Annotated in this window: 18 protein-coding genes; 15 read left to right on the top strand and 3 right to left on the bottom strand. The window is 56.7% G+C overall.

What is annotated here, in order from left to right:
* Positions 1-126 precede the first annotated feature (126 nt).
* The 4 genes from rpsF to rplI all read left to right on the top strand — a co-directional run bounded on the left by rpsF (position 127) and on the right by rplI (position 1,888).
* Positions 127-420 carry a 30S ribosomal protein S6 gene (gene rpsF / locus BLT47_RS01415; RefSeq protein WP_049620226.1) on the top strand — a complete coding sequence of 98 codons (294 nt, stop codon included), beginning with the start codon at positions 127-129 and terminating at the stop codon, positions 418-420.
* Positions 421-441: 21 nt separating this feature from the next.
* Positions 442-1,047 (top strand): single-stranded DNA-binding protein, encoded by a 606-nt coding sequence (locus BLT47_RS01410; RefSeq protein ID WP_049620225.1) that lies wholly within the window; start codon positions 442-444, stop codon positions 1,045-1,047.
* A 130-nt stretch (positions 1,048-1,177) separates the two neighbouring features.
* Entirely contained in the window at positions 1,178-1,417 is a 240-nt protein-coding gene (gene rpsR, locus BLT47_RS01405) for a 30S ribosomal protein S18 (protein ID WP_049620224.1), read from the top strand.
* A gap of 12 nt (positions 1,418-1,429) precedes the next feature.
* Positions 1,430-1,888: a 50S ribosomal protein L9 gene (gene rplI, locus BLT47_RS01400; RefSeq protein WP_049620223.1), complete on the top strand. Its 459-nt coding sequence runs from the start codon at positions 1,430-1,432 to the stop codon at positions 1,886-1,888.
* 169 nt (positions 1,889-2,057) lie between these two features.
* Here rplI and BLT47_RS01395 read toward each other — a convergent pair whose 3' ends face one another.
* Positions 2,058-3,416, bottom strand: coding sequence for an MATE family efflux transporter (locus tag BLT47_RS01395; protein WP_074660943.1), 1,359 nt, complete (start codon positions 3,414-3,416; stop codon positions 2,058-2,060).
* A gap of 43 nt (positions 3,417-3,459) precedes the next feature.
* Here BLT47_RS01395 and BLT47_RS01390 point away from each other — a divergent pair, with 43 nt between their 5' ends.
* The 4 genes from BLT47_RS01390 to BLT47_RS01375 all read left to right on the top strand — a co-directional run bounded on the left by BLT47_RS01390 (position 3,460) and on the right by BLT47_RS01375 (position 9,973).
* Positions 3,460-3,696 (top strand): hypothetical protein, encoded by a 237-nt coding sequence (locus tag BLT47_RS01390; protein WP_074660941.1) that lies wholly within the window; start codon positions 3,460-3,462, stop codon positions 3,694-3,696.
* A 589-nt stretch (positions 3,697-4,285) separates the two neighbouring features.
* The gene (gene dnaB / locus BLT47_RS01385) at positions 4,286-5,632 is read left to right on the top strand and encodes a replicative DNA helicase (RefSeq protein ID WP_049619565.1); all 1,347 of its coding nucleotides are present in this window, start codon (positions 4,286-4,288) and stop codon (positions 5,630-5,632) included.
* A 435-nt stretch (positions 5,633-6,067) separates the two neighbouring features.
* On the top strand, positions 6,068-8,083 hold the full coding sequence (locus BLT47_RS01380; protein ID WP_074660938.1) for a glycoside hydrolase family 3 protein: 2,016 nt from the start codon (positions 6,068-6,070) through the stop codon (positions 8,081-8,083).
* Positions 8,084-8,296: 213 nt separating this feature from the next.
* Complete coding sequence (locus tag BLT47_RS01375; RefSeq protein WP_049619567.1) at positions 8,297-9,973, top strand: MFS transporter; 1,677 nt, start codon at positions 8,297-8,299, stop codon at positions 9,971-9,973.
* A gap of 778 nt (positions 9,974-10,751) precedes the next feature.
* Here BLT47_RS01375 and BLT47_RS01370 read toward each other — a convergent pair.
* Positions 10,752-11,165: a Fur family transcriptional regulator gene (locus BLT47_RS01370; RefSeq protein WP_256332498.1), complete on the bottom strand. Its 414-nt coding sequence runs from the start codon at positions 11,163-11,165 to the stop codon at positions 10,752-10,754.
* Between the two features lie 835 nt (positions 11,166-12,000).
* Between BLT47_RS01370 and nrdH the strand changes: the two genes are divergently transcribed.
* The 5 genes from nrdH (at position 12,001) to BLT47_RS09690 (ending at position 15,798) form a co-directional block, all read left to right on the top strand.
* Positions 12,001-12,300 (top strand): glutaredoxin-like protein NrdH, encoded by a 300-nt coding sequence (gene nrdH, locus BLT47_RS01360; RefSeq protein WP_049619569.1) that lies wholly within the window; start codon positions 12,001-12,003, stop codon positions 12,298-12,300.
* 76 nt (positions 12,301-12,376) lie between these two features.
* Positions 12,377-12,784: a class Ib ribonucleoside-diphosphate reductase assembly flavoprotein NrdI gene (nrdI, locus tag BLT47_RS01355; RefSeq protein ID WP_049619570.1), complete on the top strand. Its 408-nt coding sequence runs from the start codon at positions 12,377-12,379 to the stop codon at positions 12,782-12,784.
* Positions 12,781-15,090 (top strand): class 1b ribonucleoside-diphosphate reductase subunit alpha, encoded by a 2,310-nt coding sequence (gene nrdE / locus BLT47_RS01350; RefSeq protein WP_256332492.1) that lies wholly within the window; start codon positions 12,781-12,783, stop codon positions 15,088-15,090. Before nrdI ends, nrdE begins: the two co-directional genes overlap by 4 nt.
* Positions 15,091-15,323: 233 nt before the next feature.
* Positions 15,324-15,551 (top strand): ribbon-helix-helix protein, CopG family, encoded by a 228-nt coding sequence (locus BLT47_RS01345; protein WP_049619571.1) that lies wholly within the window; start codon positions 15,324-15,326, stop codon positions 15,549-15,551.
* Positions 15,496-15,798 (top strand): type II toxin-antitoxin system RelE family toxin, encoded by a 303-nt coding sequence (locus tag BLT47_RS09690; RefSeq protein WP_074660933.1) that lies wholly within the window; start codon positions 15,496-15,498, stop codon positions 15,796-15,798. Before BLT47_RS01345 ends, BLT47_RS09690 begins: the two co-directional genes overlap by 56 nt.
* A 13-nt stretch (positions 15,799-15,811) precedes the next feature.
* On the opposite strand, the gene BLT47_RS01335 is transcribed toward BLT47_RS09690, so the two are convergent.
* Positions 15,812-19,180, bottom strand: a complete 3,369-nt coding sequence (locus BLT47_RS01335) for a DEAD/DEAH box helicase (RefSeq protein WP_074660930.1) — start codon at positions 19,178-19,180, stop codon at positions 15,812-15,814.
* A gap of 383 nt (positions 19,181-19,563) precedes the next feature.
* On the opposite strand from BLT47_RS01335, the gene nrdF reads away from it, so the two are divergent.
* On the top strand, positions 19,564-20,541 hold the full coding sequence (gene nrdF, locus BLT47_RS01330) for a class 1b ribonucleoside-diphosphate reductase subunit beta (protein WP_141670078.1): 978 nt from the start codon (positions 19,564-19,566) through the stop codon (positions 20,539-20,541).
* A gap of 305 nt (positions 20,542-20,846) precedes the next feature.
* Complete coding sequence (locus BLT47_RS01325) at positions 20,847-21,464, top strand: TetR/AcrR family transcriptional regulator (RefSeq protein WP_049619572.1); 618 nt, start codon at positions 20,847-20,849, stop codon at positions 21,462-21,464.
* Positions 21,465-21,593: the final 129 nt, after the last annotated feature.

Here is a 21,593-nt window from a genome sequence, read left to right as displayed (position 1 = left end):
TAAGGCTAGGATGGAACGCTAGTGATAGTTTTCCGGTTAGGTGCCGGCAGGCTGGCACTAAATTCGCATAACCCTCCTGCCACGGAAGTACCGTGGCCGCATGAGACCAGAGGAGGTGGGTAATAGATGCGTGAATACGAGATGATGATCATCCTCGATCCCACCAACGTGGACGAGCGCAATATCAAGAACAACTCCGAGAAGTGGTTCAAGGTAATACCCGATGAGGGTGGCACGCTCGAGAAGATTGATGTGTGGGGCCGTCGTAAGTTGGCCTATCCGATTCAGAAGCACGAGGAAGGTATTTACATCGTCCTCGAAATCAAGGCGAAGCCCGCAACCGTGCAGGAACTGGACCGGCAGCTCGCGCTCCGGGAAGACGTACTGCGCACCAAGTTGCTGCGCCGGGACGAAAAGTAAGGCAAACCGGAAGGTACACCAATGGCAAACGAACCAATTCTGACACTCGTCGGCAATTTGACGGCGGATCCGGAGCTGCGTTTTACGGGTGCCGGTGTGCCCGTAGCGAGCTTCACCGTTGCTTCGACGCCGCGGAAGCGGAACCAGCAGACCAATGAGTGGGAAGACGGCGAACCGATGTTTGTTCGCTGCTCGGCCTGGCGCGATATGGCAGAAAATTGTGCCGAATCGCTAAGCAAGGGCATGCGAGTACTCGTAACCGGGCGTCTGACCGTAAGCCGTTACACCTCTAATACGGGTGAGCAGCGCGAATCTTTGGAAATGCAGGTAGACGAAATCGGACCGTCTTTGCGCTGGGCAAAAGCTCAAGTGCAACGGACCACCGGTGGTGGTTCGGGCGGTTTCGGCGGCGGATATAGCGGCCAAAACTTTGGTGGCAGCCAGCAAGGCGGCCAGGGTGGCCAAGGCGGTGGGCAAGCCCGCGGCGGTTTTGGGCAGCAGGGTTACGGCCAGCAAGGCGGCCAGAACCAGGCTACTTATAACGCCCCGCAAGGCGGTTCGCCCGCTGATCCGTGGGGTCAGCCCCCGCAGGGAGGCTCTGCTTTCGACGACATGCCGCCGTTCTAAACCCGTTCTAAACCCGCTTCAGATCCCGCGTGAAGCTTTTATTGCTACACCGGTAAGAGGCTAGAACCGCAGGCACATATCAATATTCTTAGGTAGGGCATTTCAGTGCCCGCCACGATGAGGAGACATTATGGCAAGGCGCCAGGTTCGGAAGCCGATTCGTCGTAAGAACGAATTCCACAAGGCTCCGAAGGTACAGAACATTGACTATAAAGACACCGCTACGCTGCGTAAGTTCATTTCTGACCGCGGCAAGATCCGCGCGCGGCGCGTGACCGGTGTGACCGTTCAGGAACAGCGCAAGTTGGCACGGGCAATCAAGAACGCCCGGGAAATGGCGCTTCTTCCCTACACTTCGAGCGCTCGCTAAGGAGGGAAACAAATGAAGATCATTTTGACTCATGATGTTGACCGCCTCGGCCAGGCGGGAGATGTGGTTGAGGTAAAGCCCGGCTACGGCCGTAACTACCTCATTCCGCAGGGCTATGCCACGCCGTGGACCAAGGGTGCACAGCGGCAGATCGATCAGATGGCGGAAGCTCGCCGCCGGCGGGCAATCACGGACCTCGAGCAGGCACATGCCCTGCGCGATGCTCTTGTTGCTGAACCGCTGCGGATCGAAAAGAATGCTGGGGAATCTGGCCGCCTCTTCGGTGCGGTTTCCACCCGCGATATTGCGGAAGCCGCAACGGAGAAGACGGGCAAGCCGGTAGACCGCCGCTGGATCCACTTGGCAAAGCCGATCAAGTCGGTAGGCCAGCACAAGGCACGCGTCAAGATCGCCGATGATGTAGTTGCTGATCTGGAGATCGAAGTCGTTTCTGCCAGCAAAGGCAAGTAAGCGCTATAGCTAGAAAGCGATAGCCAGAAAATGGTGGGCGCTTCCTAACCAATGTGTGTTAGGAAGCGCCCACCATTGCTATCTGCACAAAGATCCACCATTACTAGCTGCACCGGGCCATTGCTATTTACATGACGAAGGCTTGGCCCGCGGAAGTAAGCTGCTGCGTTTAGGAATCCGCGCCGAGCCGGATCCAGGCGCTGGAGCGGGCACGTAGCCAGGTGGTGAGGGCGCGGGCCCCGTGGAAGATAACACCGTAGCCGATCCACAACCAAGCAAAGCCAGACGGCCCGCTACCCCAATAGAGGACGGCGAGAGCCGCCGGGGCGTAGGCGAGCAAGCTGAGGCACATGAGATAAGCCAAGGCCCGAGTATCACCGGCCCCGATTAGAACGCCGTCGATAATGTAGGCAATGGAAGCCAGGGGCGAAGCAACTCCCATAATGATCAGCGAAAGTAAGGCCAGGTGCAAAACTTCCGGGTCGCTACTCATCAGGCGGGGCAGGAAAGGCGAACAGGCGGCCAGCACGGCGCCCACCACAACTCCTACGGTAATCCCGCGGTACAAGCACCGGCCCAATACTTGGCGCACGCGGCGCTCATTTCCTTCCCCGAGGGCTTGGCCAACTAGGATTTGCGCGGCCATAGCTAGCGCGTCTAGCCCGTAGATCGCGAAATTCCACACCGTCATTGTTACTTGGTTGGAGGCCAGTGCTTCCGTGCCCAGCCGGGTGGCCGCCGCAATTTGCAAAATGACGGCAACGCGCAACACGATGGTGCGCACGATGAGCGGTACGGAATCGCGAAGTGCGGTAAGCACCCCGGATCCGCGCGGGCCTAGATTCACCGCGTTCTCGCGTGCCTTGCGTGCTACCACGCCTCCCAGCCAGGCCCCCATGAGGGTCTGCGCGAGTGCGGTGCCGACGGCGGCTCCTACCAGCCCCCATCCGATCGGGTAAATAAAGAGGTAATTGAGCGGGATATTAACAAAGGTGCCCACCAAGGAAACTTTGAAAGGCGTCGTGGTGTCTCCAAGCCCGCGGATTGTTCCCGTGGCTGCCAGATTGATGAGCATGCCCGGTAAACCGAGAGCCGCAAAACGTAAATAGCCAGAGCCGCTTTCCACAATTTCTGGGCTAGCTCCAAAAAGGGTGAGCACCTGGGGCGCGCCAGCAAAAAGCACCAAGGCAAGGATGATTCCAAGCCCTCCGCCCAGCCACAACCCGTCGATCCCGTGCCGTAGCGCGCGGCCCATCTGCCCGGCACCCACGTAACGCGCGGTTGCCGCGGTGGTCGCATAGGCAAGGAAAATGCAAAGCCCCACCAAGGTGAGCAGGATCGTGGAAGAAAGGGAAAGCCCCGCTAGCGCTTGGGTTCCCAAATGCCCGACCATTACCGAATCAGTGGCCGTCAAAAGCGGTTCGGCCAGAAGCGAGCCCAAAGCCGGAATCGCCAAACGCCAAATCTCCCTATCAATGAGTCGATTCTGCGTTCTTTTATTCTCTAGGTCGTGGTTTTTGCTGTGCACTGGCTTAGGCTATCAAGCCGTCCTAAAAAGGGATATGGCGGCAATGAATCGTGCGGGTTGGTTGGGGTTGGTGGCGGGTTGGTGGCGGGTTGGCGACGGGCTGGTTGACGTTGGTGACGGGTTGGTGACGGGTTGGTGGCGGGTTGGGGGCGGGCGGATGCTCGGGCGGTGGAACAAAACGGTATGGGCGGTGGCCCGGTTGGCGTGGCGGGCAAAATCAGCGCGCAGTAGCAGACAGAAACAGTTGGTTATTGTGCAAAATGATCCGAAAGTAGTTTGAAGATTGCAAGATTTCCGCAGCAAACTGCGGAAATCTAACTTGAGGAAACGCTGAAGTGAGAGGTATCACGTGGTGTAAACCTGTGGAGAGAATCCACAGCTGTGGATAAAACTGGGGACGACATGACGCCATTTTCTCGGAGTTTTGCACAGGTGTGGATAGAGAAGTGGAAAAGTGTGGATAGTATTGCCGATCTTTTATTCGATATCCACAGGTTGTGCACAGGAGGTGCGGCGTGTTTCCACATTCCTTAGTTGCAGTTAACTTGCGCTTTGCCGGGTTTTTCACTAAGGGTCGAAGAGGGACCGCAGAAACGTGGTGCTCGTCCAGAAAGAACAAATAACCTCGATTCTTTCCGAGTGCCACACATAAGGTAGTGCGGTGGCTGGTATTTCGACGCCGGGTGCCCGCGCGGAAAGGGCGCACTAGCCCGCAAAGGAAAGAAAAGTAGGCGTGCGCCCGCGCGGAAGTGGAAACGTAGGCGTGTGCTCGCGTGAAAGCGGGAACGTAGGCGTGCGCCCGCGTGAAAGCAGGGCGCCGGGTGCTGGCGCGGAAAGCACGGATCGGCAATGTGGGGGAGTGTAAATAGGTGAGCGTGAACGCGGCAAATACGAGTTTTGAGCGGCGGCCGCCGCAGAATCTAGAAGCAGAACAGTCCGTACTGGGAGGCATGATGCTTTCCAAGGACGCGATTGCGGACGTCGTCGAAATTCTGGCGGTAGAGGATTTCTACAAGCCGGCGAATGCCACCATTTTCTCCACCATTATGGAACTGTTCGGGCGCGGAGAACCGGCCGATGCGGTAACGGTGGGTGCGGAGCTGAAACGGCAGGGCGAACTCGAACGTATCGGGGGCTTACCGTATGTGCATACCCTGGTCGCTTCCGTGCCGACGGCGGCTAATACCGCCTACTATGCACACATCGTGCGCGAACAAGCCCAGCTCCGAGGACTCGTGGAAGTTGGGACGCGTATCGCCCAGCTGGGTTACACCACCGACGGCGCGGATGTGGAAGGCCTGCTCAATATGGCCCAGTCGGAAGTGTTTTCGCTGGGGCAAAACCGCCAGTCCGTGGAATATTCGATGCTTTCGGAGATCGTGCCCGGCCTGTTTGAAGAGCTAGAACGCAATGCGCAACGTTCCGGCGAAATCGAAGGGATTTCTACCGGGTTTGCCGATTTGGATAGCCGGCTCAATGGCTTGCGGGAAGGCCAGATGATTATTGTGGCCGCCCGCCCCGGTGCCGGTAAATCCACGCTGGCCCTCGACTTTTGCCGGCAGGCCGCCATCCGGGAAGGCAAGGCGGTAGTCTATTTCTCCCTGGAAATGAACCGCACCGAACTTTCCATGCGCCTACTTTCTGCCGAATCTTCCGTATTTCAAGACCGCATGATTAAAGGCGAAATGACGGACGAAGACTGGAAGCGCGTGGGTGAAACACTGGACCGAATTTCTTCCGCTCCGCTCGTGATCGACGATTCACCGAATCTCACCTTGGGGGAGATTCGCGCCAAATCGCGCCGGCTCAAGCAGCAATACGATATTCAAATGATCGTGATCGACTACTTGCAGCTGCTTTCGTCCGGTGGCCGCATCCCGGAATCACGCCAGCAGGAAGTTTCCGAGTTCTCCCGCTCGATTAAACTCTTGGCCAAAGAACTCGAATTGCCGATAGTCGCCGTCGCGCAGCTTAACCGCGATTCGGAAAAACGTAACGATAAGCGCCCGCAGGTTTCCGACCTGCGCGAATCCGGTTCGCTTGAACAAGACGCGGACGTCGTTCTCCTCATCCACCGCGAAGATATGTACAACCAGGATTCGGAAAAGGCCGGCCTGGCAGAGATCATTATTGGCAAGCAGCGTTCCGGCCCCACCGGTTCTGTGGAAGTCGCTTTCCAGGGGCACTTCGCCCGCTTTGCCAACCTTGCGGAATAGGCGGGCTGGGCGCCGGATCCTTCCGGTGACTATCGGCCCCAGCCGTTTGGACACCGCAAAGGCGCCGCAAGGCCCCGCAAAGGCGCCATCGCGGCCGGCAGTTAACTACCGCTACTCGTTTCTGACTACCGCCACCCGTTTTACAATGTGAAACTACCGTTTCCGCACGTGAAATAATTCACCGATTCAAATTATCTGGCAATTTCACGGTAAACGCCCTGTAAAAATTTTTAGAGCGGCGGCCCTGAACCGCTAGATTTCAGCGGAAATAGCCGCATGGCACAACTTCAATTTTTCAGTGCAAAACCAGCATGTGTAAAAGTGCTGACAAAGAAAATGGATCGGAAAAAACTGCGGCGCGGAATCCCGATTTGTGGCACGTCTCGCATTATAAACTAATCGGTAGTTGTCAATGGAGACGAGGAGGAGATGTACATGGTTCACCCCCAACCGCGCCTGGGTTCTCGAACCGGGCGTTTTATTGAGGAAGATGGCCTCAGGTTCCGAGATTTGGATGGTGATGGCAAGCTTTCTCCGTACGAAGATTGGCGTCTTCCCGCCGCGGAGCGCGCCGCAGATCTTGCTTCCCGGCTCACCATGGAAGAAAAAGTCGGCTTGATGATTATTGGCTCCCACTATCCGGGATACTCCACTTTCCGGCCTGATCCGGAACCGGGCAAAATCCTCGCGGATACCGACGTCTACCGGGAAAACCATCCGATCACGGGGATCCCTTACCCCGAACCGGTACTCGTAGCTTCCTCTACCGAAAAAGCGATCAATGAGCGCCACCAGCATTTCTTCATTGTGCGGGACAATCCGCCGGCGCGCGATCTAGCTATCTGGACGAACGCCGTCCAAGAAGTAGCGGAGAATTCGCGGCTCGGCATTCCGGTTGTTTTTGCTTCTAACCCGCGCAATCACGTGGCTTTGGTAGCCCAATTTGGGGTGAATGAATCGGCCGGGATCTTCGCCGAGTTCTCCAACGAGCTAGGCTTGGCCGCCTTGCGTGATCCGGAACTGGTGGAAAAGTTTGGCCGGGAAGCGGCCCGCGAATGGCGTGCGGCAGGTATCCACAAGCTTTACGGTTATATGGCCGATACACCTTCCGAACCGCGCTGGTCACGCTTCAATGGCACCTTCGGGGAAGACGTTGCTATCGTCACCGCTTACACGCGGGCGGTAGTACGCGGCATGCAAGGCGAACAGCTTTCGGAAGAATCCGTGGCCACCACGATCAAACACTTCCCGGGTGGGGGCGTGCGCGATGAAGGCCATGACCCACACTTCGAATGGGGGCAAGTAAACGAATACCCCACGGAAAACTCGCTGGCTACCTATCATCTGCCACCCTTCCAAGCGGCCATCGACGCCGGGGTTTCCTCGATCATGCCGTACTACGCCAAACCGGTAAACACATCGGCTGCCCAGCTCCCGCGCGAATCGTGGATGAGTGAAACCGAGCAGTTCGATGAAGTTGCCTTTGCCTACAGCGAGCAGATTCTGCAAAAGCTGTTGCGCGAAAAGATGGGCCTGCGCGGCTATATCAATTCCGATTCGGGCGTTATCGACGCCATGCCCTGGGGTGTGGAAGAGCTGAGCGAACCCGAACGCTTTGCCCGCGCCGTGCGCGCCGGCGTCGACCTCTTCTCCGATATGTCTGACCCCGCGCAACTAATCACCGCGTGCCGGGAAGGGCTGCTTGAAGAAAAGTATCTAACTCGCGCCGTTACCCGCACTTTGCGCGAAATTTTCGAACTCGGATTGTTCGAAAACCCGTATGTGGACGAAGATCGCGCCGCCGCGGTGGTTGGCAATAGCGAGTTCTGGCAGCTGGGTGAAAAGCAACAGCGTGATTCAGTAACGCTCCTGCGTACCGGCCCGATACTTCCCCTGAGCGTGGCCACTCCCGCGAAGGTTTACGTGTACGCCACCGGGCGTACCAAGATCGACGCCGTACAAACCAAGCTGGAAGCAGCCGTGCGGAAAGTGTGGGTGGGCGCCGAACTGGTTGATAGCCCAGAAGCGGCGGATATCGCGCTGGTTTGGGCACGCCCAGAAATTTCCCTGTTTGAGGACGATAAACCGGGAGTTTCCCTTTCGGTCGAACTCGCCCCCAACGGGGTGGATGTGGAAGAGGTCCGACGGATTGAAAACACCGTCCCCACCATTTTGGCCGTCAATTTCACGAACCCGTGGGTGATTGGCGAAGTGGAGAAGGACGCCGCGGCCGTCGTCGGCACTTTCGAAATCCAACCGGAGCAACTGCTCCGTTCCCTTGCCGGGGAAGACGGCGGACCGAAGGGAGTTTTGCCTTTCTCGGTTCCCGCTTCCAGCGCCGCGGTGGATAGTTCGCCGCGCGATGTGCCCGGTAAATATCTCAGTGATTCCTACGCCTATGTAGATAGTGCCGGGAATCGCTACACCTGCGGGTACGGGCAGAGATTCTAGCCCTTCCGCATCTCGTGTTTATCTCGCGGGTGGCTCACTTTCCGCCGACCGGATTACCCCTGCCGGCGGAATGCCCGCACTCGCAAGCCACCGCCCGAGCTCTCGCTCGTGTTCGGGGCGGTGGCAGGTAAACGCGCTAGTTAGTGATGCCGATATAGTTGCCCCGCACGCACCGCGGTGGCGCGCTATCTACCAACTGAAAGAAGAATAGTTATGGCTAAGAAAGACGAGCAGGCGCAACCGCAAGGAAGCGGTAGCGTGACTTCTAAACGACCCTTCGGGTTACGCGACAAGATCGGGTACATGTTCGGTGATGTTGGTAATGACTTCACCTTCATTTTGCAGATGGCCTTCTTCATGGTCTTCTACACCCGCATGGGCGTAAATCCCGGATTTATCGGCACCATGCTGCTTGTGGTTCGCCTCTTTGACGCATTCTGGGATGTTATTTTCGGCCGCATTGTAGATGTTCTCAAGCCCACCAAGCATGGACGCTTCCGGCCGTGGATCGGGCGTATCGCGATTCCGATCTGCGTGGCTTCCGCCCTCATGTACATACCCTTCGTTTCCAGCTTCTCCACCACCGGAAAACTGGTTTACATGGTTTGCACCTACCTGCTGTGGAACTTCCTGTACACGATGATCAACATCCCGTACGGTTCCATGGCTTCGGTAATTACGGACAATCCGAAGGACCGGGCTTCCCTTTCCGTGTTCCGTTCCCTCGGCGCCATGATCGCCGCGCTGGGTATCCAGACCGTCCTCCCGATCTTCGTTTACACCTACGACGAAGCCACCGGCCAAAAGGTGCTGAACCCGCACAATATGGCGATTGCCGCGATAATCTGCGCGATTTGCGGGATAATTTCCTACTACATCACCTTCTTCAATGTGGAAGAACGTGTGGAACCGCAGGTGGATCCGAACCACGAGAAGGCCGGCTTTGGTGCCATGCTGAAAACCGTGGCCACCAACCGGGCTTTGCTCGCCCTCATCTGCGCCGCCATTTTGGTGCTACTAGGTTCCTTCATCGCTGGCCAGGTGATGCCGTTTATCTTCCAGGATTACTTCGGTAACGGGCAGTTGCAGTCTTGGGGCGGGCTGGTACAAAACATTCCGGTGCTACTTCTTGCTATTACCGGCGCGTGGCTCACCGTTCACTTCGGTAAGAAGGAAGCCATTAGTGTGGCGCTGCTGTTCTCCGGCGTCGTCGGTATTGTTATGTACTTCCTGCACCTGGATAACGTGGTGATTTTCCTGGTGCTGTACTTCTTCATGGCACTGGGCCTTTCCACCTTCAATTCTCTGGTGTGGGCGATCATCACGGACGTTATCGACTACCAGGAAGTGCGGGTAGGGGAGCGCGACGACGCCACGATTTACGCGATCTACTCGTGGGCGCGTAAGCTCGGCCAGGCCCTGGCGGGATTCATTGGAGGTTGGTCGCTGACGGCGATTGGCTACAACGAACACGCGGTAGAACAGGGCGTGACGCAAACGCAAAGCGTGCTCGATGGTCTGTACCTTCTCTTCCTGATCGTGCCGGCAGTGCTATACCTGCTGGCCGGGTTAGTGATGGCTTTCTGGTATCCGCTCACCAAGCAACGGGTGCACGAAAACTACCTGACCTTGCGGGGCCGCCGCGAAAAGGCAACGGGCCGCAAAGCGGATCTGGATTCCAAGTTCGTAGGCGATAGTGAGGATGCGCAAGTGGTTGACCCCGCTGCCGGTGTAAAGGTACCTGCCGGGGGCTCTTCCGCGACGGCGGAATGGGTCAGTCCGGTAATGCGCGATACCGCACTGGGCCGGGAAACTTCTGAGGAGCGCCGCATGTTTGAAGAAGACCGGCGCATTTACAAAGAAGACCGGCGCGATTCTAAAGACGAATAGAGCAAGCGGATCTAAAGAAGAATAGAGCTAGCGGTTCTAGAGAAGAATAGAGAAAACTCGCTTATTTCGCGCTTCCGCGTCCACGTTCAGACTCACCTGAGCGCGGGCGCGGAAGCGCGTTAAGGTGCACGAAAAGCACGACTCATACGGAAATCGTGCAAGCGTGCAGAAGCTACGCAAGTGCGCGAAAGGCGACGGATATGCGCGGTGCGAGTTTCGCTACCCGGGCGCACCCAAGGCGCAACCGAAAGGCGCCGGATATGCGCGGAGCGAGTACTGAACAGCAAGCTAGAGAACAAATTTCCCAGAAAAATCCCAGCCGGATTGTATGGATAACTCAGGGCTGTCTAGTTATATAGAACTTGTTAGCGGGGAAAACGGGAGCGTGGACCCGTCCCGCAACGGAGGAGTTCCCTCCTTCTAAATATATATAGATCACTTGCAGCCATGATGAGCGTTTGGTTTGCTCGAACAGTGCCCATTGGTTCGATGTTTGCTCTAGCGCGGTGATCAGGTGGCCGGGGAGCGTGGACCCCGGCCACCTACTCTTTAATCCCAAATTCGATTTAGTCGCAAACTCGATGCGATGCCTGTAGCCGGGCTCTGCCTGTGCGAGCTATATAACCGAGCTATATAACGGTGACGTGCGGATGGCGCGCGGATGGCGCGCCGGTTCGGCAATCCGGAAGCCGGCGCGAGCAAATATGAGGCTAGCGCGGGCCCTGTGTGGGGTGCATGTAGTGCGCCCTATCGGTGCTGGGTCAGAGCTGGTAGCCGCCTATTCTTCCGGCGCGTGCCTGGCTTCTTGGCATTCGGGGCAGTAACCCCAGAAGGTAATTTCGGCTTCGTCAATCTCCCAGCCGCGCGGATCGGCTGGTAAGAGGCATGGGGCTGCGGCTCGCGGGCACGGTACGTCCACAATTTTCCCGCAGGACCGGCAAATCATATGGTGGTGATTATCCTGCAGATTCAGTTCATACATCGTCACGTTCGAAGTAGGCTGCATCTTCCGCAAAATGCCTTTTTCGGTGAGCGTGTGCACGATATCGTAAATCGCTTGCACAGAAACAGATCCGAGCTGCTCAATTACTCCCGCGCGGAGTTGCTCCGCGGAAAGATGGCCGCCCTTATCAACTTCACGGAGCACCGCAAGCCGAGGCTCCGTGGCTCGCAAGCCCGCGTCCCTCAACATCCTGGTGAAATCGGTGCCCATCTACGTCTCTGCTCTATCCTCTGCTATATGCCCTACTGTGTGAAAAATATTCTGCCGAAGCGCCTCTGCGCCTTCTACCTACCATATCCCGGCAGAATCGGTGAGAGGGCCTGGAATCGGGTGCGAAGTTAGCACTAACTAACCAGCTTGCCACCCTTCGAGAGCCAATTATAGCCGATTTAACCTACTTTCTATTGTCCTGGTGTTCTATTTCTAAAGGAATCCGGGACGGTTGCCCGCTCGCGCGGCGGGCTATCTGCCCGGCTGCGGTGAGCTAATACATTGCCGCAAAGATACACAGCCTGTGGATAACTTTGGTCGAATTGTTCCCCAGGGTGTGCGTATCCAAAGAGGGGATTCTTTGTGTGCTTCATAGTGTGGATACCGCCGACGCCATCGCCCCGGTTTTCGCACTGCTAACGAAACACAAAAACATTGGTACTGCAACGAAAAACAGCCACCTGAAAAGGGTCTTCGCGGCAGAAATAAACGATTCACTTAAAGGGTCTGTGACTGTGGAACAGAATGTGGAAAGGCTGTGTATAAAGATCATGAAAGAAGTTTTTTGGCGGCGCTCTGGTCAACAAGTTATCCACAGAAATGGGGTTCTTATGCACAGTTAATGACATCTTTGTCATTAGCGAGCGAACCACAACACCTTGTGGTTACTTCCAATTTCAATCACAAGGTGTAGTGTTGAAGCCTACGCGGCGCGGCCAATGTGGATCTCGATGGTAATGGCCGCGATCGGGTCTGAGTTTCTTGCAGTTCAGCAAATCAGCAGTTCAGCAATTCAGCAATCGGAGGAGAAACGATGAGTATCACGGTTTATACGAAGCCGGCATGCGTGCAGTGCAATGCCACGAAGCGGGCCCTGGATAAGGCCGGCCTGGAATACACCACCGTTGACCTCACGGAAGATGCCGCGGCGCTAGCGGCGGTTAAGGCCCTCGGGTATGCGCAAGCTCCCGTCGTGGTGGCAAATGGCAAGCACTGGTCGGGCTATCGGCCCGACCAGATTAAGGCGCTGGTTGCCGCGCGGGATGCACGTGCGGAAGAAGCGCAGCGCACAGACCGTGCAGAGGCTGACGCGCGGGCGGAGGTTGCCGCGTAGGAACTAGTTACGCGGGCGCTGATTGCCGCGTAGAGGCTAGTTACGCCGGCGGCAGGAGCTGCGGAAAGTAGGGATTATGGGATTGATTGTCTATTTCTCCTCGGCCACGGGTAATACGCATCGGTTCGTGCAGAAGCTGGGCATGCCGGCAGTGCGCATACCTATTCACACGCGAGAGGAAGGCATCCCGCACGTGGACGAACCGTATGTGCTGATTACACCCACTTATGGGGGAGGGCGGGAAAAGGGTGCGGTGCCGCGCCCCGTCATCAAATTCTTGAACGACCCGCACAATCGCTCTTTTATTCGCGGCGTGATCGCGGGTGGAAACACGAACTTTGGGAAGTACTACTGCTGGGCGGGCGATATTATCGCCGCGAAATGCAAGGTCCCGTTCATGTATAAGTTTGAGCTCCTGGGCACCCCTACCGATGTGGCGGTAGTACAGCAGGGCTTGCAAGAGTTTTGGGAGAAGCAGCAATGAAAGATGTAAACACTTCGGCCGGTACGGAGGCAGGGAAAGCTACCGCGGCTGCTGAAAAAACTGCCGCAACTGCCGCGGCTGGTAACACCGCGGGCGGGGTGGCGCCTGCACCGCAGCCGGCACACGCACCGCAGCCGGCACACGCACCGCAGCCGCAACACGCGCCCCGGCAGACGCCAGCACCCCGGCAGGCACCGGATCCGGCGCTGGACTATCGCTCTTTGAATGCCAAGCTCAATCTTTATGATGAGAACGGGCAGATCCAGTTCGACGCCGATATTGAGGCCGTCCGCCAGTACTTCATCCAGCACATTATTCCTAATACCGTGCGGTTTGAAACCTTGGAAGAAAAACTCGCCTACTTGGTGCAGGAAGGCTATTACGAAGCAGAAGTACTCGAACAGTACCGCAGGGATTTCATTAAGCAGCTATACCAGGCGGCTTATGCCCACAATTTCCGTTTCTCCACCTTCCTGGGTGCCTACAAGTACTACCGTTCCTACACTTTGAAAACCTGGGACGGGAAGAAATACTTGGAGACTTTTGAAGACCGCGTGTGCATGGTTTCTCTCATGCTGGCCGAAGGCGATGAGAAACTCGCCATGGATCTAGTAGAGGAGATCCTTTCCGGGCGTTTCCAACCGGCCACGCCTACTTTCCTCAATGCCGGCAAGAAAGCCCGTGGGGAACTGGTCTCCTGCTTCCTGCTCCGCGTGGAAGACAATATGGAATCGATTGCGCGGGCCGTTAACTCTTCCCTGCAGCTTTCGAAGCGTGGCGGCGGGGTGGCGCTCAATCTTTCGAACCTGCGGGAACAGGGCGCGCCCATCAAGCGCATCGAAAACCAATCTTCGGGTGTAAACCCGGTGATGAAACTCCTGGAAGATGCCTTCTCTTACGCCAATCAGTTGGGAGCGCGGCAAGGTGCGGGTGCCGTGTATCTGCATGCACACCATCCGGATATTATGCGTTTCCTGGATACGAAGCGGGAAAATGCCGATGAAAAAATCCGCATCAAAACGCTCTCGCTCGGCGTCGTCGTTCCCGATATTACTTTCGAACTAGCGAAGAAAAAGGAAACGATGTGGCTGTTTTCCCCATACGACGTCGAACGCGTGTACGGGGTACCCTTCACCGAAATAAATGTGACCGAGAAGTATTACGAAATGGTCGCAGATACGCGGATTCACAAGTATCCCTTGGACGCGCGCCAGTTCTTCCAGACCTTAGCGGAGATCCAGTTTGAATCCGGATACCCGTACCTACTGTTTGAGGACACCGCGAACCGGGCGAACCCCATCAAGGGCAAAATCACAATGTCTAACCTGTGCTCGGAGATTTTGCAGGTCTCGGAAGCTTCCACATATAACCCGGATCTTTCGTATGAGCACGTGGGCAAGGATATTTCTTGCAACCTCGGTTCGCTAAATATTGCGAAAACCATGGATTCGCCTTCGCTCGGAAAAACTGTGGAAACCGCCGTGCGGGCATTGACCGCGGTTTCTACCCAGACTTCGATCGAATCGGTTCCTTCCATAAAACGCGGTAACGACATGTCGCACGCTATCGGGTTGGGGCAGATGAACCTGCACGGCTACCTGGGCCGGGAACGGATCCATTACGGTTCGGAAGAAGCCCTGGACTTTACGAATATGTATTTCTATACCGTGGCTTACCATGCGATTCGTGCCTCCATGGAGATTGCGAAGGAACGCGGGGAGCGCTTCGAAGGGTTTGAAGATTCTGCCTACGCGAGTGGTGAGTATTTTGAGAAGTACCTCAACCAGGTGTGGGAACCGAAATGTGAGCGCACGCGGGAACTGTTTGCCGGGCACCATATTCCTACCCGGGAGGATTGGCGGGCCCTGGCCGCAGACGTAGCCACCTACGGGCTCTACAACCAGAACCTGCAGGCGGTGCCGCCCACCGGGTCGATCTCCTACATCAACCATTCCACTTCCTCGATTCACCCGATTGTTTCCAAGATCGAAATCCGTAAGGAAGGCAAGCTGGGCCGCGTCTACTACCCGGCGCCGTACATGACGAACGACAATCTCGAATATTTCGAGGACGCCTACGAAATCGGGCCGGAAAAGATTATTGACACCTATGCGGTGGCCACCCAGCACGTGGATCAAGGCCTATCCCTGACCTTGTTCTACCCGGATACGGTGACCACGCGGGATGTGAATCGAAACTACATTTACGCCTGGCGCAAAGGCATAAAAACCCTTTATTACATGCGGATCCGGCAGCAAGCATTGCACGGCACCGAAGTGGAAGGCTGCGTTTCCTGCATGTTGTAGCGGGATGCATGGTGTAGCGGGGTGCATGTTGTAGCGGCTGGCGCCGGTGGAGGTCAGAACTGGGGACCTCGCGTGTGAGGCGTAATTGAAGGCGTTGCGCGTGCGGGGGATACACGCAACAAGGGCGCCGCGGAAGTTGTGGATAGCTTTCGCGGCGCCCTTAGTTTTTCTTACAATGTCACTATATGCGCGTGGTGAGGTTGCCGCGAACGACAGGAGCGAAGGGGGTTAGCATGGTTCCAACAACAGTAGAAATAAGCGCAGAAACGGCAGCAAAACTCGAAAAACTTTCAGCTGCTACGGGAAAACCTGCTTCCGAATATATCCGGCAAGCCATCGAGACCACAGTTGATAATTTGTTAGTAGAACAAGAGATCCTGGAACGTCTCGAAACTTACGAATGCGATGGCATTAGCTACTCAGAGACCCAGGTCAAGGTGGCCCTTGGGCTGGAAGATTGAATACCTCCCCGGCGCTCTCAAAGATCTCAAGAAACTAGACAAACAGGTTGCTCGCGAAATCACCGCATATTTGCGTGACTTGGCAAGTACTGGATTCCCTGAAAAACAGGGGAAGCCCCTTTCTGGAAAGTTAGCAGGTCTACGTAGATACAGGTGGCGTGACTGGAGAGTCGTCACGCGGCTTGATCACGAGAACTTCATTATCCTTGCGGTAGCCGTCGGGCACCGCTCGCGTATCTATGAGTAACTCGTAGCTGAAACTAGAAACCACCTGAGGAGCCGACGTCGGAGAGTAAGGCCCGCATGTCGGCGGCCGTGATGGGCCGATCCGCGCCGGAGTTGACGATCCCGGCTAGGCTCCGTTTGCGGTCCTGCAGGGCTACCACTTTTTCTTCGATCGTGCCTTGGGAGACCAGCCGGTACACCATCACCTGTTTGCCTTGCCCGATGCGGTGGCTGCGGTCAATTGCTTGTTCTTCGGCGGCCGGATTCCACCACGGATCCATAATGTAAACGTAGTCTGCTTCCACTAGGTTGAGGCCGGTGCCGCCCGCCTTTAGGGAGATCAAGAATACGGGGTTTTCGCCCTCGCGGAAGCTGGCGATTGCGCCGTCGCGGTCTCGGGTTGAACCATCCAGGTACGAGTAGCTAATCCCGGCTTCGCCCAAGCGCCGGGCAATCCGTTCCAAATAGCTGGTGAACTGGGAAAAGACGAGCACCTGGTGCCCTTCTGGCAATAGCTCGTGCAAGTGTTCCACAAGCCGTTCGGTCTTCGCAGATTCTGAAAGGCCGGCCTTTTCGTCAAACAAGCCCGGGTCAATAGCCAGCCGCCGCAACCGCGTTAGCGAAGCCAAGATTGAGATGCGGTTATGATCCACGTCCTCGATCAGCCCCAACACTTCTTGGCGTTCCCGTTCCAATTGTTGGCGGTACCGGCGCATATGCTTGGGAGTTAGCTCCACCAAAATGGTGTTTTCTACCTTCTCCGGCAAATCTTGAGCTACGTCGTTCTTCCGGCGTCGCATAATGAAGGGATGCACCAGACGTTGCAATAGCTTGGTAGCTTCCTGATCGCCACGCCGCTCGATAGGTTTGCGGAATTTTTCCCAAAAAACCGTGCGGTTAGGAAGCAACCCGGGCGCCGTCAAATATAGGAGCGCCGCCAAATCACCGAGCGAGTTCTCAATCGGCGTGCCGGTTACCGCGAAGGTCCACGGCCGCCGCAAATCCGCAATCGCCTTATAGGAATTCGTAGCCGGGTTTTTGATTGCTTGTGCCTCATCGGCAACCACGCCACCCCACTGCACGCGGCGATATTCCTTGGCGTCGATCCGTGCCAAAGTATAGGAAGTGACCACGATATCGGCTGAGCTGGCAAGTTCCGGGATTGATTCACGGCGCCGTTTTGCCGAATTGCGCACCACTTGCACCCGCAGTTGCGGCGTGAATTTTTGCGCCTCTGCCTGCCAATTCGAAACCACCGAAGTGGGGGCCACGATCAGCACCGGCCCTTCCCGTTCCCCGGTTTCCTGCAGGCGTTGAATCATCGTGAGGATTTGTAGGGTTTTGCCCAGGCCCATATCGTCGGCCAGAACACCACCAAAATTTGCCCGCGCCAAATGCGTGAGCCAGGCGTACCCGTTTTGCTGATAGCCACGTAAAGTAGCCGAAACGTGTTCCGGCAAAGGTTCCGGATCTCCCAGGCGTTCCAGTTCCCGCAGTTTTTTGCGAATATTTTTCGACGCCGTCAACTGGCTTTCCGAAAGGTACAGGGCGTGCGCGCGCACGGTTGGTACCCGCACGGTTTTCGGCGCCACTTCGCCGAGCGCGGCGGCACTGGAGAGCAATGCGCGGAGCGGATCAAAATCCGGGCCGAGCGGAATCATTACGTCCCCGCGTATCACATAGTCATAGTTATTGGTGAGGGCCTCATAAAGTTCAGGCAAAGGCACCTCAAAATCCCCGATTGTTACCACAATCCCTAGGTCTAGCCAGTCATTGCTCTCCTGGATCCGGGTTTCAATCACGGGTTTTTCGTGCGAAATATGCAACTGGGCGCCATCGGCGTAGAAGACGCGAATCCCAGCCTCTTCCAGGCGCGGGGCGAGCTCTCCTTGGAAACGCGCAAACTGCTCAAAATTTAGGTTAGTGGTATTAGAACCCCAAGCGTTAATTTCTGCCGCGCTGGTGTGAAACTGCGAGAGCAGCAGCGCCGAACGCAAAGAAGTTGGTACTCCGCCCACCGCGCTGTTTTCCCACAGCCGCAAACAGGTCTCGATATCATCTCTGAGAGCCAGATAGTCCGCAATTGGCGCGATCTGGGGTTCAGGTTGCGCTTCAGGTTGTGATTCACGTTGCGGTTCGACGCCGTCTTCCCTGCTTTCGATAGCGGCTGCGGCGTCTGCTTCGGTGCTTTCTTCGCTGGCCGCAGTGCTAGCTTCCGCGGCGAGCGTGGTTTCGGGTGCGGTGTTTTCCGCGGCGCCGCGCAGTTCTGCTGCGTCGCCTTCCAGACTGACTTGCTGTTTGGCCGTGATTTCGAAGTAGCCTGATTCGGGCCGGGATACTTCCAGGCACAGGCGGGGCGGGGAAACCCGGCACGGGTGGTAGGAATCATCGCGGGAAGAAACCGGAAGAATTTTCTCCAAAGAGGGCAGGAACGCGGTTTCGAACTCGAGCCGGTCTTTTTGCGGCACGGAAATTGGGTGGTTTGTGCACAAAAGAGCAGCTACGGCCTTAGAAGTGCCTTGCGGCAGGGCACCAAGAATCGCCCCATTATCGGTAACCAGCAGGCCGAGCAGAGGCTTGGTGTTTTCCAATACTTCTACGCGCCGCCCATCGGCCCCGAGCGCCAGAATACGCACCTGCAAATCTCCGCTATCCAGCAGGGTCACATCTGCGCAAACTTCCCACGGATCGGCAGAAATCTCGAGGGGATGCGAAGTGTCTTGCCAAAATAGTTCCACTCCGGCCTGTGCGGCCTGTGCCAGTAAAGCCAGCGCCATGCTGCCGAGGTCGCGCAAAGTTAGACCTTCGTGCGGGGAGCGGTAGCCGGAAGAAACCTGCCGCATAAAATTCTGCAGGGCCGCGCGGTGCGCGGGGACGGCTAGCCGGCTTCCGGTACGTGCGCCGGGGCGCTGCCTTTGGGCAAACTGGTTCCAACTCATCTGGTTTGGCGTCCAGTTACCGGCTCGCAACTGGCGTAAAGGCCGCAGTTTGATCCCGGTTTTAGTGCGCTCCAAACGAAGGCCAAGCCGCTCATATTCCGGCTCGTGCTGATTTGCCTTAGTTACCTGGCGGCCGCTACCTAACATGTATAGCTGCTCACGCCAAGAACTGCTTTCGGCACGCACGGCCAGCAAGGTGGCGGCAATATGTTTACACCGCACGCGCACTGGGCATCCGCAGGTAGCGTGGAAAGGATGCAGAGAGTTAATTACGACGCGGTAGGAGCGGCCGTTGCCTAGTACCACCGCGGAAATGCCGCCCGCCAATTCGGGTTCTTCATCGGTATGTAACACGTGCTCATTGATGAAATATTGATACCCGCGGGAAAACATAGTTTCGCCGACGATGCTGATGATTTGCGCATCACGCAATGCCGCAATCTGCTCCCGTATGTTTTCGGCCATTCTCTCATTTTAGAACTATTGGCGTGCCTGCGCATTACCGCGAAAATCGTGGCAGGGGCGCGAGCGGCGGCGTCGAAAAGAAGAGGCGGGGGCGGCGTCGAAAAGGGCAGGGGCGGCGGCGTCGAAAAGAAAAACAGAACAGGGCGGCCGAGCCGCGGGTAGGTAAGCGAGTGGTAGCGCGAAGCGGCCTGTAGCGACACGAAACAATGCGAAGCGGCATGGCACGCACCACCCCCACAAAAAAATATTTGAAAACTTTGCGACGTGGGACATTGGAGATGGCGGGCGCGCGTGGCAAACTTGGGCACTACCGGTGCTCCGAAATCTAGCGCAAGCGGAGCCAAAACATGCGGGAGCGCGGCGCTCCGCGGGAAGGAAACAGCATGATCCAGCCGAAGCTCAAGCTGGTCAGTTCGGTCAGTGCGATCAACTGGAACCGTCTGGAGGATGAAAAGGACCTCGAGGTGTGGGACCGGTTGACGGGTAATTTCTGGCTCCCGGAGAAGGTGCCGCTTTCGAACGATATTCAGTCGTGGAACAGCTTGCAGCCCCACGAACAGCGGATGACCACGCGCGTATTTACCGGTCTTACTTTGCTGGATACGATCCAGGGCACGGTGGGTGCGGTCTCCCTGATTCCGGATGCGATCACACCGCATGAGGAAGCCGTGTACACGAATATTGCCTTTATGGAATCCGTGCACGCGAAGTCGTATTCTTCGATTTTCTCTACCCTGATTTCTACCGAGGAAATCGACGAAACTTTCGAATGGTCGGAGAATAATGAGTTCTTGCAGAAGAAGGCGCAGATCGTGCTCGATTATTACCGCGGGGACGATCCGGAAAAGCGCAAGGTCGCTTCGACGATGCTCGAATCTTTCCTTTTCTACTCCGGTTTCTATGCGCCCATGTACTGGTCCGCGCACGGCCAGCTCACCAATACCGCGGATCTGATTCGCCTGATTATTCGCGATGAGGCCGTGCACGGCTACTACATTGGTTACAAGTTCCAGGTGGCATTACGCAAGGCTTCCCAAAAGCGGCGCGAGGAGCTCAAGGAATACACTTTCAACCTGCTGCAAGATCTGTATGAAAACGAAGTGGAATACACTTCCTCCCTGTATGACGAAATGGGATTGACGGAAGATGTGTGTGCCTTCCTCCGCTATAACGGCAATAAGGCGCTCATGAATTTGGGCTACGAAGCGCTCTTCCCGGCCGAACAGACGAACGTGAATCCGGCGATCTTGGCGGCGCTTTCTCCGGGGGCCGATGAGAACCACGATTTCTTCTCCGGTTCCGGTTCTTCCTACGTGATTGGTGAGGTGGAAGCCACGGAAGACGACGACTGGGATTTCTAGCCGGCGTTCGGGATGGCCTTCCCGGGAGGCGGGACAGTTGGCCCGGCGCGCGGGCCGGCTTGGCCTTGCCGGCGGGAGGGATAGGTCGCTCTGTGGGCAGGGCGGTTGGCCCGGTGGGCGGGACTGGGGGCCTGGCGGGCCGGGTAACTTTTACCCCGAAGCATAGGACCTCCGGCCCGGAATTTCTTTGGGCCGGCGGTGGGTGTTACCCAAAATGGGCAACAAGTCCACCTCTTTCGCGGAGCTCATCGTACGGCGTCGCTAAATAAAAGGTCGTACAATGGTCCCAGAAGGAAGGAGGAGGGATGCCGAAAATCGAAGCTCCGACGGTGCGTGAGCACCGGGAAATGATGACAAACCGCATCGTAGAAGCGGCGGAAAAAATTTTGCGTACGCAAGGTCCGCGCGCCCTTTCCGCCGGCGCGGTAGCTGCCAAAGCGGGGATTGCCCGCAACTCAATTTACCGCTACGTGGATTCCGTGGATGATTTACGCCTCATGGTTTTGGATCGGAACGTGCCCAAATGGCGGGCGGAAGTCATGCAACACGTGGACATGGATGCCGAACCCGCGCAACGTTTAGCTACGCTCGTGGTGGCTTGCATTAGGCAATCAGGCACGCGGTCCTCACACGGCTGGCTCATGGGTTTGATGCGTAGCACGCACGGCAAACCGGTTTCTGAAGCGCGGCGTTCTGAGGCACAAAAAGACGTCGATCGCGTGCACGATTTCTTCAGTGAGCAACTGAAGATGGCGTGGAAAGATATAGGGGCGGCAGATCCGGATATTTGGACCTCATTCACCCGTGCCATCATTTACGACGGTTTCAAACAGGTAAGTGCGGGCACGCAAACCGAGAAAGTGTGTGCCGCGGCCCGGGAATTGGTCTTCCAGATGGCACAGGCGGCGCAAGCAGAAGAGTGACGGGCCGATAGCAGCGCGAAGTGTAGATATGCTCCGGATATATCTCAAAATATGCTGGCCTCCGGGGCGCTGGCCCACGGAGGCATTACGCTCTTCTCGTCACCGGCACCGCGCTTTGCGGAAACAGAA

It is taken from the genome of Actinobaculum suis, assembly GCF_900102025.1.
Classification (GTDB): domain Bacteria; phylum Actinomycetota; class Actinomycetes; order Actinomycetales; family Actinomycetaceae; genus Actinobaculum; species Actinobaculum suis.
This window is presented reverse-complemented; position numbering and strand designations above follow the sequence as displayed.

Coding starts and splice junctions, on each gene's coding strand:
- rpsF (WP_049620226.1), top strand. CDS start 127: ATGCGTGAATACGAGATGATGATCATCCTCGATCCCACCAACGTGGAC.
- BLT47_RS01410 (WP_049620225.1), top strand. CDS start 442: ATGGCAAACGAACCAATTCTGACACTCGTCGGCAATTTGACGGCGGAT.
- rpsR (WP_049620224.1), top strand. CDS start 1,178: ATGGCAAGGCGCCAGGTTCGGAAGCCGATTCGTCGTAAGAACGAATTC.
- rplI (WP_049620223.1), top strand. CDS start 1,430: ATGAAGATCATTTTGACTCATGATGTTGACCGCCTCGGCCAGGCGGGA.
- BLT47_RS01390 (WP_074660941.1), top strand. CDS start 3,460: ATGAATCGTGCGGGTTGGTTGGGGTTGGTGGCGGGTTGGTGGCGGGTT.
- BLT47_RS01380 (WP_074660938.1), top strand. CDS start 6,068: ATGGTTCACCCCCAACCGCGCCTGGGTTCTCGAACCGGGCGTTTTATT.
- BLT47_RS01375 (WP_049619567.1), top strand. CDS start 8,297: ATGGCTAAGAAAGACGAGCAGGCGCAACCGCAAGGAAGCGGTAGCGTG.
- BLT47_RS01370 (WP_256332498.1), bottom strand. CDS start 11,165: ATGTTGAGGGACGCGGGCTTGCGAGCCACGGAGCCTCGGCTTGCGGTG.
- nrdH (WP_049619569.1), top strand. CDS start 12,001: ATGAGTATCACGGTTTATACGAAGCCGGCATGCGTGCAGTGCAATGCC.
- nrdI (WP_049619570.1), top strand. CDS start 12,377: ATGGGATTGATTGTCTATTTCTCCTCGGCCACGGGTAATACGCATCGG.
- nrdE (WP_256332492.1), top strand. CDS start 12,781: ATGAAAGATGTAAACACTTCGGCCGGTACGGAGGCAGGGAAAGCTACC.
- BLT47_RS01345 (WP_049619571.1), top strand. CDS start 15,324: ATGGTTCCAACAACAGTAGAAATAAGCGCAGAAACGGCAGCAAAACTC.
- BLT47_RS09690 (WP_074660933.1), top strand. CDS start 15,496: ATGGCATTAGCTACTCAGAGACCCAGGTCAAGGTGGCCCTTGGGCTGG.
- BLT47_RS01335 (WP_074660930.1), bottom strand. CDS start 19,180: ATGGCCGAAAACATACGGGAGCAGATTGCGGCATTGCGTGATGCGCAA.
- nrdF (WP_141670078.1), top strand. CDS start 19,564: ATGATCCAGCCGAAGCTCAAGCTGGTCAGTTCGGTCAGTGCGATCAAC.
- BLT47_RS01325 (WP_049619572.1), top strand. CDS start 20,847: ATGCCGAAAATCGAAGCTCCGACGGTGCGTGAGCACCGGGAAATGATG.